Source organism: Stieleria bergensis (assembly GCA_007745635.1).
Taxonomy (GTDB): Bacteria; Planctomycetota; Planctomycetia; order Pirellulales; family Pirellulaceae; genus Stieleria; species Stieleria bergensis.
The window spans coordinates 4,690,963-4,707,005 of record CP036272.1 but is presented as its reverse complement, the minus strand read 5'-3'; the positions used below and the strand labels follow the sequence as shown (position 1 = coordinate 4,707,005).

Annotated in this window: 10 protein-coding genes; 3 read left to right on the top strand and 7 right to left on the bottom strand. The window is 56.9% G+C overall.

The features are described from left to right. Positions 1-24 precede the first annotated feature (24 nt). Positions 25-948, bottom strand: a complete 924-nt coding sequence (locus tag SV7mr_RS16655; protein WP_145274620.1) for a hypothetical protein — start codon at positions 946-948, stop codon at positions 25-27. Positions 949-1,240: 292 nt separating this feature from the next. Between SV7mr_RS16655 and SV7mr_RS16650 the strand changes: the two genes are divergently transcribed. Further along, a complete protein-coding gene (locus tag SV7mr_RS16650; protein ID WP_145274617.1) occupies positions 1,241-2,230 on the top strand; it encodes an ABC transporter ATP-binding protein in 990 nt (329 codons plus the stop codon). 65 nt (positions 2,231-2,295) lie between these two features. On the opposite strand, the gene SV7mr_RS16645 is transcribed toward SV7mr_RS16650, so the two are convergent. The 4 genes from SV7mr_RS16645 to SV7mr_RS25505 all read right to left on the bottom strand — a co-directional run bounded on the left by SV7mr_RS16645 (position 2,296) and on the right by SV7mr_RS25505 (position 8,417). After that, positions 2,296-3,735 (bottom strand): aldehyde dehydrogenase family protein, encoded by a 1,440-nt coding sequence (locus tag SV7mr_RS16645; RefSeq protein WP_145274614.1) that lies wholly within the window; start codon positions 3,733-3,735, stop codon positions 2,296-2,298. Between the two features lie 120 nt (positions 3,736-3,855). Further along, complete coding sequence (locus tag SV7mr_RS16640; protein WP_145274611.1) at positions 3,856-4,989, bottom strand: acyl-CoA synthetase family protein; 1,134 nt, start codon at positions 4,987-4,989, stop codon at positions 3,856-3,858. A gap of 703 nt (positions 4,990-5,692) precedes the next feature. Then, positions 5,693-6,787, bottom strand: coding sequence for a carboxypeptidase-like regulatory domain-containing protein (locus tag SV7mr_RS16635; protein WP_145274608.1), 1,095 nt, complete (start codon positions 6,785-6,787; stop codon positions 5,693-5,695). Positions 6,788-7,130: 343 nt separating this feature from the next. After that, positions 7,131-8,417, bottom strand: coding sequence for a hypothetical protein (locus SV7mr_RS25505; protein ID WP_419187495.1), 1,287 nt, complete (start codon positions 8,415-8,417; stop codon positions 7,131-7,133). Positions 8,418-8,879: 462 nt separating this feature from the next. Between SV7mr_RS25505 and SV7mr_RS16625 the strand changes: the two genes are divergently transcribed. Continuing rightward, entirely contained in the window at positions 8,880-9,233 is a 354-nt protein-coding gene (locus SV7mr_RS16625; RefSeq protein WP_145274602.1) for a hypothetical protein, read from the top strand. A 154-nt stretch (positions 9,234-9,387) separates the two neighbouring features. Here the strand turns inward: SV7mr_RS16625 and SV7mr_RS16620 are convergent, their stop codons facing one another. Together SV7mr_RS16620 and SV7mr_RS16615 are read right to left on the bottom strand one after the other, a co-directional pair. Then, positions 9,388-11,829 (bottom strand): TolC family protein, encoded by a 2,442-nt coding sequence (locus SV7mr_RS16620; protein WP_145274599.1) that lies wholly within the window; start codon positions 11,827-11,829, stop codon positions 9,388-9,390. A gap of 383 nt (positions 11,830-12,212) precedes the next feature. Next, entirely contained in the window at positions 12,213-13,469 is a 1,257-nt protein-coding gene (locus SV7mr_RS16615) for a hypothetical protein (RefSeq protein WP_145274596.1), read from the bottom strand. A gap of 750 nt (positions 13,470-14,219) precedes the next feature. Between SV7mr_RS16615 and SV7mr_RS16610 the strand changes: the two genes are divergently transcribed. Next, positions 14,220-15,827: a PP2C family protein-serine/threonine phosphatase gene (locus tag SV7mr_RS16610; RefSeq protein ID WP_145274593.1), complete on the top strand. Its 1,608-nt coding sequence runs from the start codon at positions 14,220-14,222 to the stop codon at positions 15,825-15,827. Positions 15,828-16,043: the final 216 nt, after the last annotated feature.

Below are 16,043 nucleotides of genomic sequence, written 5' to 3'. Positions count from 1 at the left end.
AGTTGATCAATGCATTTCAGTTGATTAGGGAACTGCAGCGATGAAGCCAATGATTGCAGCCGCTTCGACCAGTGCTGCCCGGCGCTGGTAGGGTGCTCGCTGCTTCAGGCGTGGCACACAGGAGCCAGCGCGGTAATAACCCAGCGTGTACTGGCATTCACAGGGCGGATTGATGGTGGCCAAGTAGGGCAACAAGACAATCTGAGCGGCCATCCGTCCACTGCTGACCAAGGGCTGGATCGCGGGATGGCGTTGATGCCCATGTCGTTCCAGCATTCGATCTTCAAAGTACAGTGGATGGTGAAACGTGTTAGGCGCCTTCCAGGCATAGCTGTTCCACTGCCATTGGCCGGCACGATCTGCAGGGGATTCCGGCAAGGGAATCTCTGATGCCTCCGCTAGTTGCTCCACGCCGATTGGCACGACGCCGTTGCCAATCTGGTCTTGGCGAGTGGTCAACGCGCGAATGTTTGGCAACTTAAAGTGTCCGTCAGAGAAGGAGGCTTTGCGATCTTGAAACTGCATGTTGTCGGTGGGGGCGACGATGCTTTGCGCGGGAGCCGTCTGCAGATCGATGCCTGGAGTTGCAACCGGTTCAACGCTGTCTGTGCCCGCAGCGGGCTGGTCTTGAGTCTCGTCTTGAGCAATCGGCTCCAGTGATTCAGCGGCGGGCTCTTGAGCGTTGGTCACAAGCGTTGCAGCCTGTGTGTCGGGGGTGGTGAGACCACGCTGGAGATCATCGATGTGGATCGGGGACGCTTGGCGCTGAAGCGGCTGAACCAGAATGGTTTGTGTGTTTGCTGGATCGCTGGTTGTGGCGGGGCGATTGAGTTGTTGGCCCAGTGCGGTACTACTCAGCAGGGTGCTACTCAGCAGGCTCGACATGAGGACCGCGCCGATGGTGTTTTTCGCAGCGCGTGTGCTGGATGAAAAAAGCAGACGTGTCATCGACAAAGCTCCGTTCAAGTTCAAGGGTTCAGCCGCAGCGCATGATGATCGCACCTGATGCTGCTCTCATTGCTTCGACCTCTTTTCTTGTTAACCAAAGAAAATTGCGACCAATCGCCAGGGCTCACGCAATGCGGCAAAACTTGTTAACGCGAAACCATTGTCTAGCCGTTAGACTTTATCAGTCTTTTCCTTCACAACAGTGGGGGGATGGCGGTCTGCCGGTTAAGCTGGGGCTCCGTCGCAGGCCGTTGAATGCCTGTCTTTCCTTGCTTGATGAGGGCGTTTCGCCATGGTGGCCGTAAAGCTTGAAGAGGTTTCGCTGTTCTACGGCAATCAGGCTGCGCTGCGAGAATTGTCCTGCACCGTTGGTCCCGGCCAGTACGTGGTGGTGCTGGGAGCCAGTGCGAGTGGCAAATCGACTTTGTTGCGAGTGATCGCTGGGCTGGTTTTCCCTCACGCCGGGAGAGTCTATTTCTCGGACGTTGACGCCACGGGGTTGCCACCGCGCAAACGCGATGTTGCTTGGGTGCCTCAGGCCGGCGGCCTGTATCCGCATCTGACGATCGAAAAGAACATCCAAGTGGCAATGCGTGGTCGGGTGGCTAAGTCAAAGCGGGCCCAGCAGTTAAGCATGGCGCTCGATCGTGTCGGTCTGGTCGAACAGCGAGACCGGTTGCCGCAGCAGTTAAGCGGCGGTCAGCAACGCAGAGCCTCGCTAGCGCGTGCGATCGCAACCGAACCGGCGGTGCTCTTGCTGGACGAACCGCTCTCGGCGCTTGATGCCGGGCTGCGTTTGCCGCTCGAAAGAGACTTGGCCGAGTTACATCGCAGTCGGCAAGAGGGCGTTGCGGTGTCCTCCGGCAGTGTCACCATTCATGTGACTCATGATGGGCAAGAGGCCATGCGACTGGCCGATCAGATTGTTGTGCTGGACAAAGGCCAAGTGGTTCAGAGCGGCGAACCGGAGCAGGTGGCAAGTCGTCCCGCCACCGCGTCGCTTGCCGCGGCACTGGGCAAGTCCCTGTTCATTAGCCTGCCTCTGCAATCTGTGGCAGGCGGTTGGCAGGATGAGCGGGGCAATGCAATGCCTGAAGTTTGGTCTCAGACCCTGTCGAAGTTGCCCCCTGATGCCCAGCGCGTTTCACTCGGCTACTACCAACATCAAGCACGACCCGCAGCGGCGGATGTGAAACAGGCAGACGACTGGTACGACGCCATCAATCACAACGTAGTGCGTGTTCAGGACACGCATGTGTTCGCCGATGGGCGTCGCCAGTGAAAGCGGCATGTGGCCGCTTTTCGTGATGGCGAATCGGGCGCGTTCAAAGCGCCGTGCCTGTCCGACTAGGCGGTGGCACCGACGGGCAGTTCTGCCACTTGATAGGCACGCGAGCGGAACAGGAAGTCGATGATGTTGCCTTCGTGAGGCTGCAACCAGTTCAAGCGATTCGTTGGAATCGGGCCCACGTTCAAGCGATCGATCTCGGTGCAGGCACCTGCCGCTTCGATGAAGCTCTCGTCACGCGTCAGCACCGTGCCAACCAAGGTGGGGCCAATGCGACGCAGCATTTCAGCCTGTGGACATTCCACCACGCTGACAAACGGGAACATGTACTCCTTCATCGCCACGCCACGTTCGGGCGAATCGGCGTGAACGACCATCGGACGCAGGTAAGCGCAGTGCTCTTTTTCGATCAGCTTTTCACCGTAATCGGCCGTCATGTCAGTGACACCGGATTCGGCCAGGTCTTGCTCGACCATGGCATAGGTCCCGGTGGCCATCGCGGGGACCGTGAAGGCCGCCAGTTGAGCTCCCGGGTCAGTCGGTGGCAACACATCGACTGAACCGATGCGTTCGGCGATCGCTTGCGAGATCTCACGCGTGTGGCGGCTGGCCCAGATGCCACTGCAGTTGATGCATGAGCGACCACTGTTGCTGAGGACGCTTTCGACCATCATGTCCAGGTACAGTTCCCAGTCGTCGACGACGTCATCACAGAGGATGACTTTCGACCAACCAGGGCCGTGGGCTTGCACCTTGGGATTGCCCGCGTGTTGGGCCACCGTTTGAGCGCTGCCGAAGATCATGCTGCGTGGCGTTTTGGTCATGATCGCACCACCGGCATCGTGTCCACCGGGATACAGGCCGAAAGCTTCGCGAGGGACACCGGCTTCGATGAACGCGGAAACCATCCGGTACGGCGTCCACGGCTCTTGCGAACCCGGTTTCAGTGCCAGGCCAACCTGCAGCGGAATCGCCGGCAGCCAGAGGGTATGCACACCAGGCGAATTGTTCGGCAACACGGCGCCCAAGATGGGGGTCTGAGCCTGATAGCTGACCGTCACGCCGCGGCCTTCGTCACCGTAACCACGCGACAGAATGCTGAGGTCTAAGCCGCGTGTCAGGCACTGGAGGATCTCTTCCATGTTTGCCAGCACGAAGCCGTTCTTCTTCATGTTGGAACGGCACATGTGTTCAGGCAAACCGGTGGATGCCGACTGCTGGTGAACGAACTGATCGACCGATTGAGTGCTGTCGCCCACGGGCAGATCCGCTGACTCGAACAGTTCAGCAGCTTTCTTGCACATCGACAGCAACTCGTCAGGCGAGTGTTGCAACAAGGCCTTGCGGGCATTGCCGGCACGCTTCATATCGCGGGCAACAATTCCACCGCCTACGGAACCGAAACGGGCAATCGGCTCTCCGGTGTCGAAGTGAACAACGTCCTTAAGCTCCATGGATTCGTAGGGCTTGCCCCAGCGAAGCGGTTGCAACGTGATCATACAAGTTAACTCAAGCAAAAAGTAAAATTGAATCGAAAGCTTTCACGCAGACGCCACGCAGTGCGACGTGACGTCATGAAGAAAGCAAAGTTTTGAAGGGGACGGATGAATGAGCGGCCGTTAATAGACGCCCACTGTGGTTCCGCTGGCGATTTCGTGGAAGGGGCGAACGCCACTGACTCCATCCCAGGGATAGGTGTCGAAGGGAGCTTCGCGTTCGCCTTCGTCGCGTTCCATGAAGCCCGGTACGAAGAACTCATCGGTCAACGTGTAAAGCTTCACACGTCCGGTCTGACCATAACCGACCACTTGGTTGTAATCTTCGAACTCGACGACTTCTGTGACCGCGCGAGGTTGGGGAGCGTAGTAGCTGATCTTGTATTCATCAGCGGCGGTGATCGGCTTGCTGCAGGCCAGACCCATCAACGTGTTTCCGTAGGTCGGAGTCATGAAGACGCCGCCTTCTTCGACCGGACCACCCAGCAATTCCTCGACACAGAACCGCGTCCACTGGGGAGTGAATTCGGTTCCGCCAGAGAAGATGCCTTTGATGCCAACTTCTTGCAGGCTGGTGCCACGATCTTCCAGGGCATCGCCCAAGGATTCCAGCAGTTTCGGGGTTGCGAACATGCACTGGATATTGTGTCCGGCAGTCAGCACCGTGACGGCTTGGTCAATGCAGTGTTTCTTGTATTCTTCAAGGTGTTCCATCCAGCCTTTCTTGATCAACTTGACCACCCATCGTGGGTCCAGGTCGATGCAGAAGCACATGCCGTCGCGATGCTGTGCCAGGTGTTCGACAGCCAGTCGCAGTCGACGCGGCCCACTGGGGCCCAGCATCAGCCAGTTGGCCCCGCGGGGAAAATGTTCATCCGGCAAGGTTTCGCTGAACAGCTCGTAGTCTTTCCAGTGGTCTTCGATCACCATCCGGCTCTTGGGTATCCCCGTCGTTCCACCGGTTTCAAACACGTAGACCGGTTTGCCAGCATGCCCTTTGGGAACCCAGCGATCGACCGGACCACCGCGAAGCCACTCGTCCTCGAATAGAGGAAACTTCTTGAGGTCGTCAAAGCTCTTGACGTCCGAGAGTGGATCGAAATTTAGCTCGCGTTTCTTTTCCAGCCAAAACGGGCTGCCGGTTTCATCACTGAAGTGCCAGTGCACGGTCTTCAAAGTGTGTTCATTAAGACGGCCACGAGCCGCTGAGGCAGCTGCCGCCACCTGCTCGCTGATTGAAGTTTGAGCTGAACTCATAAGGTTATCGATCTTGCGGAGGGAAGTTGTGGTAGGAGAGTTTATTGAGCTGGCAAATGGAGCTGGCGATCGGTCAGTCAGAACCCTTGGTAAGGCAATCCCGTTGGGCGGGACGCCGAATCAGCTGCGGTGTGACAGCCTTGGGAAACCGCTCGGTCCCAAATTTGGCATGTAAACAATGTAACTTGGCCCAACAGTTTAGTTAACACCCCCTGAAACCGGGCGTTGGAACAGGTCGGAATATGAATCGACTTTCAATAAAAGCAGTTGCGGAGGGAACATTGCGGTGAGGTCATTGCGGAGGGATCAGCAGCCAGCGAATCAAGCCCCGCCCGCTTCGCCAGCCTTGTTCCACCCGTGATTTGCACGGCAAGGCAACTGCCAAAGCGTGATCAAGGGCGGGAATGTATTGTTGCCGCTGTTTAGGGGCGACGAAAGCACTCGCTGCCAAACCGCTTGCGATTGCCCGCCGACGTTCTCGCTCTGTGTCGGTGCGTGAATCGGCGCACGAAATGACTGAAATGACAAACAGATAAACCGCGCCGTTGGGCGGTGAGTTTACCGTTTACCATGACGCTAGCACGGGCGGTCAGCAGGCAATCCGCTGGGGGGCAAGCCAGGCGAGAAGAGGCTGGCTAGGAGAAGCCACCAATGAGAAGCCGCCCATAAAAAGCTCAGGCGGTCGTCGTGCGGCACGCTCGTCTTACGGATTGACCGGGCTCGCTGGTGGAGCGATGTTGACCGGATCATTGTCTTGGTTGGCCACTGCGGCACCGATAACAATGGCTGCTGCGGCAGCCGCTGCACCACCGCTTCCGCCAGCACCTCCGCCTCCACCGCCCCCGCCGCCACCTGCAGCGTTTGCGACTTCTGGCTCGGCAGCGAGTTCTTCTTCGTCTTCCGGCTCTTCCTCTTCTTCAACATCAGCCAATTGACCAATTTGAAGCACGAAGATGTTAGCGGGATCGATCGGTTGGCTCACGTAGCTGATGGTGTCGCTGGGCTGTGAGCGAGCTTGGCTTTGTTCTTTAGACAGCAGGTTGACTCCCATCACGCCGACACCATCGGCCCCAGCGGCGACCACGGTGTAACTGCCTGCAGGCAGGTTGGCGATAAAGAAGTCACCTTCCGTGTTGGTGACCGTTCGTGCGACCCAGCGATCGCCCCGATAGATCAGAACGTTGGTGCCAACGGATGCCATTTGAGCATCATCCTTAGAGAATCCCGCAACGTTGATTCGGCCACGCAGCCCCTCTTTGCGTTGCAGGATCTCAGTGATGCTCCCCTTGGCCGCGCGATCGGTTTCCAGTGGATTGAACTGGGGGTCAAAGTTTGCCAACGATTTGGCTGTGTCACCCTGATAACGCAAAGCGATCTCCTTGACCAATTGAGGAGAGATCAGTCCGGCGGTGAATTCAAAATGATCCGGGGCCTCAATGTCGGCTGACATGACATGCAGTGTGCCGTAGCCGAACGCGTTTGCGCCGCTGATCTGCAGCGTGTAAACTCCGGCGGTCAGGTTGGGGAATTGAAATCGGCCGCGCGGGTTGGCAACGGTTTTGGCAATGACTTCCTGGTCCGATGAGCGAATCAATGCGACGCGGGCATTTCTCAGCGATTGGATGCTCTGATTCTTGACCGTGATCGCTCGACCGGTCACCAGACCCTGCTGATCAGGTTTGACCCACTGGTGCTGGGACACATCAATGGTCTGAGCAGAAGCCTGGCGTGTGGCCAGAGCGACAACCATTAGAATCAGCAACGAAGCGAGCCTGGAAATACCACTGAAGGATGTCATCGAGCTTGTCCGGCGTCTTGGCAGAAAAGAGTGGGGATTACAGACAAACTATAGATGTCGAATGCCCGTCTTGCAATCAAACCACCCCTTAATTCGCAGGCTGTCACCCTGATTGTGGTTGTTTGAAGGCGTCCAGCTGGAAGCAGAAGTGACGCTTGATGCCTCTGTGGAGTGGTTTTTGGCCAGGCTTGGCGGCCGATTCAGGGCGAGAACCCCGCCTGATGGTGCGGCGCCAAGGGGGCCGCAGGCAGGTGGACACCGAGCGTTTCGCCCGATGTTTGGGCGTTGCCGGAGAGATGCCGGAGAGATGCCGAGGTGGAATCCGTTCGGGACCGAAGCTCTCTTAGGGAACCGCAGGGCTGCTTGCGTTTGGCGATGCGATGCCTTCGCCTTCGCCGCCAAGTAATCCGCTCAGCCCAGCGACGCTCCCAGCTCCGATTGAGCTCACTCCAGCAGCGCCACCCGCAGCAGCGCCACCGGCTCCGCCAACGCCAGCGGTCAGTCCGCCTGCCGCCGCCGCCGCGCCCCCCGCAGTTGAGGTCGGTGCCACAGACGATATTGAACCGCTGACTTCTTGCTGCAGCGGCTGGAAGGATTGACCTACATTCGCCAAGTTGATTTGAATCGTCGGCGTTCCCGACGTCTGTAGCATGACCGCTGCGACCGGTTTGACGGTTGCCGAGGCCTGGCGAGTGACCAGTTGGAGTTGGCCGGCTGGCATTCGAAAGCTCAGCGGACCTCGCCCCCTGCTCTGCGGTAAGTCTTGCAACAGGTTGGGCGCCTGTTCGGCAACGCCATTGCGTTTGACGTGCAGGGGAACAATCGCTGCGCCTGATTGATGGAACACCGCCAGAGTTGAGACGCCGGGACGAACGGTTTCAAAGAAAAACACCCCGTCCTGGTCTGTCGTGGTGCGTGACACGATGACATCACCACGCAACAACAGAACGTTTGCGCGATGTGCCGTCGTTGATTTGCCTTTTGTCTTGGTCGGTCCGACGACGATGCCGTTTAATGATCGGTCGGTCTCAACGTGCAAGTCTTGATGCGTGGGAAGCGTCGGTGAGAGCTTTTGATTGACGAAAGTCCTGCGATCGTCGTGCTCATTGATCACTGGTTCTTGCACCATGTAACGTTCAACCAGTTGGTGCAGTCGACGCGTTGACAGCATCGCCGTAGGGATCGTCATCGTCGCCATTGCTCCGTCAGTCGCCATTGATTCGTCTGCTGGGGGGGCGCTGGCTTGAAAGAAAAAGCGGTGCATGACAACGGTTTCAGGACCGCGAATGTAAGCAGAGTAGCTGCCGGTGGGCAGTTGCTCGGCGACAAAGAAGCCCGCTTCTTGAGGGTGTTTCTGAAGCTCTTGGTGCGTGCCATCGGGGGCGACTAAGTACGCAGAAAAATTCTCCGAGGGGTGCGTTTTTCCATGAATATTGGTGACACGAATCTTTAAATCTTGGCGCTGTTTCGAATTCGATCTGGACCCTGATGGGGCCTCCGGTTCCTGTGCCGTCGCAGGTAGGCAGAGGCTGAACACGAACACCAAACTGGCAGCGACGGTACAGCCACAACGGATGAGAGACCATTGACTGATGCGAACGGAGGCTGATTTCGATTGTGTCGTGTTCATGACTTTGTCTTTCCAGGGGCCCGGATGAACGAGTTGGGGATCGTTATCAGATTTGCCGGGACAGTAGAGATCGCATTGGATTGGCTGGGAAGCAAACCGCTTCACTATCGGTCGCGCAATCTTAGGTTGCGTTTCACCAAGCAAAGGCGGGTGATCTGGCGGATGTCGGGTATCTTTTGAGCATTGCCCCTCAAGCAGGTTAAAATCAGGACTGATTGGTGGTTGTTGTTTGAGGCATTGTCCGTCGGATGACGGCGTCTGTCCGTTGACCGTCCTGTACCCTGACTGGACCGCGACCTGTTGTCCCCACTAGCTGGTTTAGCCTCGCGGTCTTACATTGCCGGTGACGCAGGTTGGCGCGACAAATGTGTCACTGGCCAGGTCACAGCTTGTTCCAGTTGTGATTCAGCACAGTTTGATGCGTCAATGGGTTCGAACAAGAAGCACCGGAGGGAAATGATCGTGAACCCTTACGCATTCATTCCAAAAACAGAATCCAAGAGCAGTCACTTCGGTGATTTTGCCACTCGGCTTGGGGCCGGTTTTCTGTTCCGACAGATTGAATTGACAGGCCCGGTGCCGGTCACATTGACCTACAACGGTTGGTGGTTTCGTCAGCGGATCTTGGTTGACCAGCAAGTGGTCTTTCAGTGCATCAGCTGGATGAAGATCCGCAATCGTCTGGAATTCGAATTCACTGCCGCTGACGGTCAGATTCACCCAGGACAGATTGAAATCGACTTTTCCAAAGGCTTGCGGATTCAGCGTTTCCGAATTTGGATCGACGGCTTCATTGTTTACGACGAAGTGGTATGAAACGACGAAAAGCCCGAGGCGCTTTTCAGCGCAACTCGAGCTAGTCGTTGGTGTGTTCGGGAAACGCCGCTAGCGTGCTAGTGACGGTCCCCTCCACACTTCCTCCGCCCTACGGATGGATTGTTGATGATGCTCGTGGCATCATTGGGACCGGTTAGAGATGGTCGGGCGGAACACTGGTTGTTGATCGGCCGGTGATCGGCTTGCGTCGCACAGGCTCGATGCCCAGACTCTTGGTCGCGGGGCTGGATTGACGCAGTCCAGAGCCGATGGGTTGGGATTCCACGTTGGCGACGTGAACTTCTTGTGAGCGATTGTCGTTCCACGTCGCCTGAGCAATGTCGGCACGGGCTGCCTGCTCGATCGCAGATGGCTCGATCGCAGATTGATCAGCCGAAGTTGGCATCGCAGGTCGATTCAGTTCTGGCGAGATCAAGTCTTTGGGAGTCGGCAAGGTCTGCAGGGACTTGTCGTTGACTTCTGGAATTGCCATGCCTTGGGGAGTGAGCAAGCTTTCGCCCAGGTTAGCAGGCACACTTTGAGTGTTGATCTCGTCGCCGTACATCAGTACCGCTCCCTCGGCGTTCTTCACGGGGCCGCGGCGAATCACACCGGGCCGTGTAACACCGTATTGCCACTGCTTGCCAGCTGCACGCTCACGTGCTCGTTCCAAGGCGTCGCAATACGCTTTGCTATTCCAAGGTCCTTCACGAAGAGTGATGCCGCTTTGAGCCAGGAGTGTGCCTCGCAAGTAGTCAACGTAGTTCAGTGACTTGTTGTATTCGGTCAGTGCACGGTAGTAGTTGATCTGTGCTTCAGCCAGACGTTGTTGACTCTGCAAGACGGTGTTGGGATCAATGCGTTCGGGGCGATTTTGGAACTGGTACAAGCGAGTGTTGGCTTCCAATTCCGAGGCCTGCCATTCGTTGGCAGCCATGTGCAATTGTGAGTAATGGCTCTTGGTCTTCGCCACCGCGTCACTCAGTTGACTGACAGCCATTCGTTCTGATTCACGCAGGAAGTCTTCGCGGCTTCGCAGGGTCAACTGTGCGTTGCGGATCCGAGCCTTCTCGCGGCGGACACCCACTGGCATGTTGAATTCCAAACGGATTTCGCCTTCCTGAAAGTCACCGCTGGTCAGTTCCGTCAAGGCGGAGCTTTCCGGTGATGGGAAGCGAGGGCTGCGACTGGTCGAACCGAAGTGCGATCCAACACCGACCCAGCGATACAGCAGCGACAGATTCACGTCAGGCAAGAGTTGATTCTTGGCCAAGGCAAGCTCTAGCTGAGCCTGTTTGATCTGATACTTCTTTTCTCGCAGCTCAGGGCTGAGGTACAGCATTTGTGCGACCGACTGTTCCCAGTCAAAGTCGACGCGGGCTTGCGTGGGTTCGTGGGTGGGGCGGATCAAACGGCCATCGGTGATCGTGATCCCTAACAGTTCACGCAACGCTCGTTCGCGGCCGTACACACCGAAACGATCTTCACCAGGCAGGTTGCTGCCGTTGAGTGCACCGATCAGGCGACGCTGAAAGTTAAAGTACTGTGCACGGGCCTGTGAGACCGCTTGCAGGCTGTCTTCACCAAACTGTTCTTTGAACTCAGAAACCTCAGCGGTCAACTGTGCAAAGTCACGGGCGGTGGTCGCCGTCGAAACAGCTCGATATGCCAGGTACAAGTCCCAGTAAGAGTTCTCAACATCGCGAATCAGGTTCCGGACTTGAGCCTCATAGTTGGTAATGGTGATGTCTTCGTTCGTGCTCGCTAACAAGACCGGAATGCGGTTGATGTACGTTCCACGATTGCGCGACAATGGGTGCTGGACCTGAGCTTCGATCGCGGTGGTGTAATCGGAATTGCTGATCTGGTTGACGATGTTACCGCTATCGTTGCGGCCGTACTGCAAGATCTGTCGCATCGAAGCCACGCCACCGGTCGCCAGTCGCTTGCTGATGGCGGATTGTTGCGAGGTGTCAAAGCTTTGCAAGAACTGAGGATTATTGTCGTCGTTGGGATCGGCATCGAAAGCCGAGGTGTTTTGCGGACGATCAATGTTGGAAACATCAACGAAGCCACTGAAGACTGCATCGAACTCCGCCAACGCGTCCTCGACACCACCGACTTGGTTGGCGCGGACGACGCCTCGTGGCAACAAACGGTTGCCATTACCATCGATGGCCAACGCAATGCCTTGAGTCGTTGTTTCTTGCAACGCAACATCGTAGACGCTGCCAAACTGAGCCGCCGTGCCACTGACAAACTGCGACGCAATGCCCTGACGGAATTCAGCGGTGCCGCTGGTCGTCGGCAAAAAACGAGCGTTTGTCAGCGCCATCTCCACACATTCTTCGAGCGACATGTCCCAGAATACATATTCGTGGTTGTCGACCGTTAGTGGTGCTAACGACTCGGTTGTCTCAGGCAATTTGCCAACTTCCACGTCGGGATATTCAACCGACGCGACACTATTGAGATAATGCTCCAGTTGCGGTTTCTCATGCATGAAGTACGGCTGCACAGGAGTGCATCCGGTTGACATGAAGATGGCAACGGAAAGTTGTAAATAGGTTGCTAACTTAAACAGAAAGCGATTCATGCTTGGCTTCCATTGGGCCACTGTTGTAACAAGTCTGAACGCCAAACGAATTTGGACATTTCAAACCCGCCAACAAGTAGCGGTTCGATCGGAAGCCCCCCTTCAAGGTTCAGGCCTGTGCACACGACGCACGAGGTGATGAACCCTTCCCAGAAGACGGTATCGGTGGAAAGCCTGGTAGACTTTGACGGTTTTGCAAAAAATAACGAGAAGGTTGACTGGATCGACTCAATCAACCCAAACGTGAAACCTTTTAGCGTGAAACTGGCGCGTTGACGCCAGAGAATGGCTGGTTTCATCAAGCCAGCAAAAGAACCCAGCTAAAGAGAAGCACAGCCAGAGATCACACCGCAGCGCGGGAGCTACCAACGCTCGGCGGCAAGCTATTTGGATAGCGTTTCCAATTCGTCGGCGGGCACGAAGCCATCGTCGCGAAGGATGAAATTGAAAGAAGCTGGTTGATTGGACGATGGCGTGGGCAACTGTCCAAACGGAATGGCGATCTCCGGCGAACGGCGCTCGGCATTGGGCAACTCAGCTTGGTGAGCCGCTCGGATGGTGCCGGTTTGCTTCTGGCCGTTGATGCCAGCAGCCAAGGCTCCAGTGCGAACAACTCGCACTGGCTGGGTCGAGCCTTGTTCTGCTGCGCTGTGTTGACCGATCCCTTGATTTCGATTTGCACTTCCCTGGCGATCGCTGGCCGCGACATGAACTTGACGCTCTTTCCTTAACCAACTGGGGGTGATCAAGTCCACCATTGCTGCGCTGACGGGCAACTGAGAGGCATCGGATTGTGGTTCGGTGGATTGTGGAGGCAGGTTGGCCCGAATGAGGGCGGCATCGCCTAGCCCGGTGTTGGACTTAATGTTGATCACTTGCGCCTGAGCCATTTGTTGCACTGCGGCGGTGGCCGACGATTTGCCGGGCAAGGGATGTTGCAGTGAGCGGTCGGTTGGCGTCACCTGATCCGTAGCAGGGGTTTCAACCTGGCCGAAAACGGTGTCGGATTCGATCAGCATGCTGCCAAGCGTCTCGGTGGTTTCAGCCGGCGGCTCAGGATCTGCTGGTTGCTGCGGCGAGTTCTCCACTGGCAGTTGCGGAATTGCAGGTGGTTCCATGATCGAAGGCCCCGGTGCAATGTTCTCTGCGTCCAGCCGCCGTTGCTTTTGACGTTCAGCTGATTCCCGTGTGATCGGCCGCGGGCCAACGGGAAGCAGCTGCCAAGGTTTGGGATAAAAGTACTGCTGATAGATGTATTGGTGTTTCTTGGGATCCTTGTAAGCATTGGCGTGGACTGCTCGGTGCCAGCTCATCGCTTCTTGGCTGCTGGGGGCAATCCAGTAGGCGATCTTTCCACCGATGTAGCTGGGCCGATTGTATTTTCGTCGATGTCCGGCCGGTAAGCGATTGCCCACCGGGCTAATCACATCATATCGCTGATGCACCGGCTGGTTCTGCTTGTCCGGTGTGTGAGCCTGAATCTGATCGCTATGGATCGCCAACAGGCCGTTGCAAAGCAGCAACGCTGGCAACATGGATCGAGAGACAAACCGAGACGCTCTGAGGCGTCGTACAGATTGACAGCAGCGCATGACAGGACGGTTCAGCAAAGCGATTGAAACGAGCAGAGGGCGGTTCATCTTCAAGTCCATCGATCGTATCGAAGCAGCTTCGACCTGAGTCAGTTCAGCCAACCCCAGCGTCTTAGCAAATCTATCAGTGTTATCTAGCGTGATAGCCTGCGAATGATTTCGGCGCAATGCTATCGCTGAGGGAGGTTCCTAAACCCACCAGCCTCTTGATGTACTGGATCGACCTTTTGCAGGTGGGGTATGCGTAGTATTGCGAAAAGTCCCGGTTGTTCCGGTCTGGCAAGCTTTAGCGATTGGATTCAGTACAGCGAATCGATGGTGGGGGCTTGGGAAACTTCACGGCTTTTGGCGTTGAAACGGTTCAGGAAAAGTTGGCGGCTTGTCGATCGACTTTCGTAACACGGAAACTCATGCCCTGCCCAGCAAGGTGAGACGAGCAATCGGATCAAGTGGGTGCCGTTAAGGTGACAGACCTTTGCGGCAAGCATGAGGAACGCAATTCGACGATGGATGGTGGGGCACAAGGATCTGTGGGCAGCAAGGTCCGCAGCACCGTCGTTCGATTTGCACTTTGGAACAAGCATGCCGTTTGCAGACGCATCGGCACCAGCGCAGGACGGTGATTCGAATCCCGTTTGGCTCGGTGGTCACGCGTCGCCGGTGATGGATCCATCGATTCATTCGAGCGGATCATTGCATTCCAAATCAACAGCCTGTTGACCGTGTGGGCAAGGAGTGCCCAAGCACAGTTTCTCGGTTGGATGCTGTGCTGATTCCTTACCACTGCAGGCAAGATTTGTGACACAAACTGTACCCTCCTATCTCAAAGTGCATCGCGGTGAAGCCAGTTCGCCGTCGCACTTTAGCCTTTCCTCTGCAAGTGAGCAGTTCTGGCAAGCGTTTTCAAACGCCACCGGCTGGCGACTTGATGAACAGCAGCCGCGCAAGCGTCCTCGGGCGGCCAAGCTGAAACCGGTGGCCACCGCGACCCAGCAAGCAGCTGCGTTGCCGGTTTCCAGTGCTCAGTCGGCCTCGATCAACGCCCCCCCGTCGCCTCGGTCCGGGGCGCACCCTGCGGCGGATTCTCGCGATCATGATTCCAACGCGACGTTACGCATCGATCGTCAGACCGCTGAATCATTGGCCCAACAGGCAGCCTCACTCACCCATGAGATCGACCGGTTGCAGCATGTGGTTCGCGAGCAAGAAGTTGAATTAGCTGCACACGCCGTACGGACCATTGCTCCGTCGAAGGTTCACTCGACCAGCGAAAACGTTCGTGACTTGTTGGGTGACACGCTGGCCGCCGGCAGTTTTGACGCCGCGGCGCTCTACATGCTCGATGATGAGACGCAATACCTGCACACCCGAGCGGTTTTTGGACTGCCTTCGGATCGCTTGGGTGCCCAGCCGCGTGAGCTGCGTGGTTGCCGAGCGGACTTGGAGGCGATGGTGCAGGAGGTCGTGCTGATCGACAACTTGCACGATGCTGCCGGGCACACTTGGAACGCTCCAGAACAGTTTGCTTCGGCCGTTTGCGTCGCCATCAAGAAGAATGATTTGCCGATTGGCACTCTGTGGCTGTTCGGTCAACAGGCTCGCTCGCTGGGATCACGCGAAGCCACGATCGGCAAGTTGGCGGCGCGACAGATCGCGTTAGAACTCGCCACCGCTTCACACCATCGCACTCAACAGACTCTTAAAGGTTCAGCAGACGCGACTCGCGATATCGCTGAATGGCAATACACTGGGCTGCCGGCCGGAAGCCATTTGGCACCGGGGTGGAAAGTCGATGGGATGATCGAATCAACCAACGACTGGGCAACTGGCTGGCATCACTGGGATGTGCTTCCGGATGGCACATTGATGTTAGCGATGGCTCAGTCTCTGCAAGCCAGCGCCACTGGGGCGATGGTAGCCGCGTCAGCGAAGTCGGCAATGATTGCTCATTTGGGATATCGGCACACGCCGAGCGAAATCCTGCAGCGGATCAATGATACGTTGTGGCAATCATCCAGCGCCGAGCAAGTGGTTTCAATGATTTACCTGCGTGTCTCCCCGGAGACCGGAGAAGGCCAAGTCGCACTCGCCGGCGACATCAACAGCCTCATCGTTGGGCCCTACGGCTACCGTCCCCTGGTGGGTCAATCATCTTGTCCGCTCGGTCAATCGATCGATGTGGACTGTGTCGAATCGACCTTTCACCTGGGCAACAACGAATGCTTGTTGACCTTCAGCGATGGATTACCCTCCGATGGCATTAGCCAAGAAACCGTGGGCTGTGCTCTGCGAGCGGCGCTATTGGCAAAGGACAATCCACTGGCCAGCCTGCGAAGAAAAATCGCCTCATTCCCGCTGCGGAACGAACGCGGTTTGATGTCGCTAACACGGAAGACCGATCGCTAGCGGCGCCTTCCGGACGAGGGAACTGGTACGGCTCGATGGGGTCGCAGCTCGATGGAGTCGCTGGGCCCCACAGAACAGCGAATCGCCGTGATCGACGCGAGGGCCATTGGTTTTCGCTAGAATGGCTGCGGAGGCGGTCGCCCGACGATGGCGGCACGCTGCGGACGGCACGCTGCAAAATCGCGAAAGGAATGGCCGCTCGACAAGCACAACCGG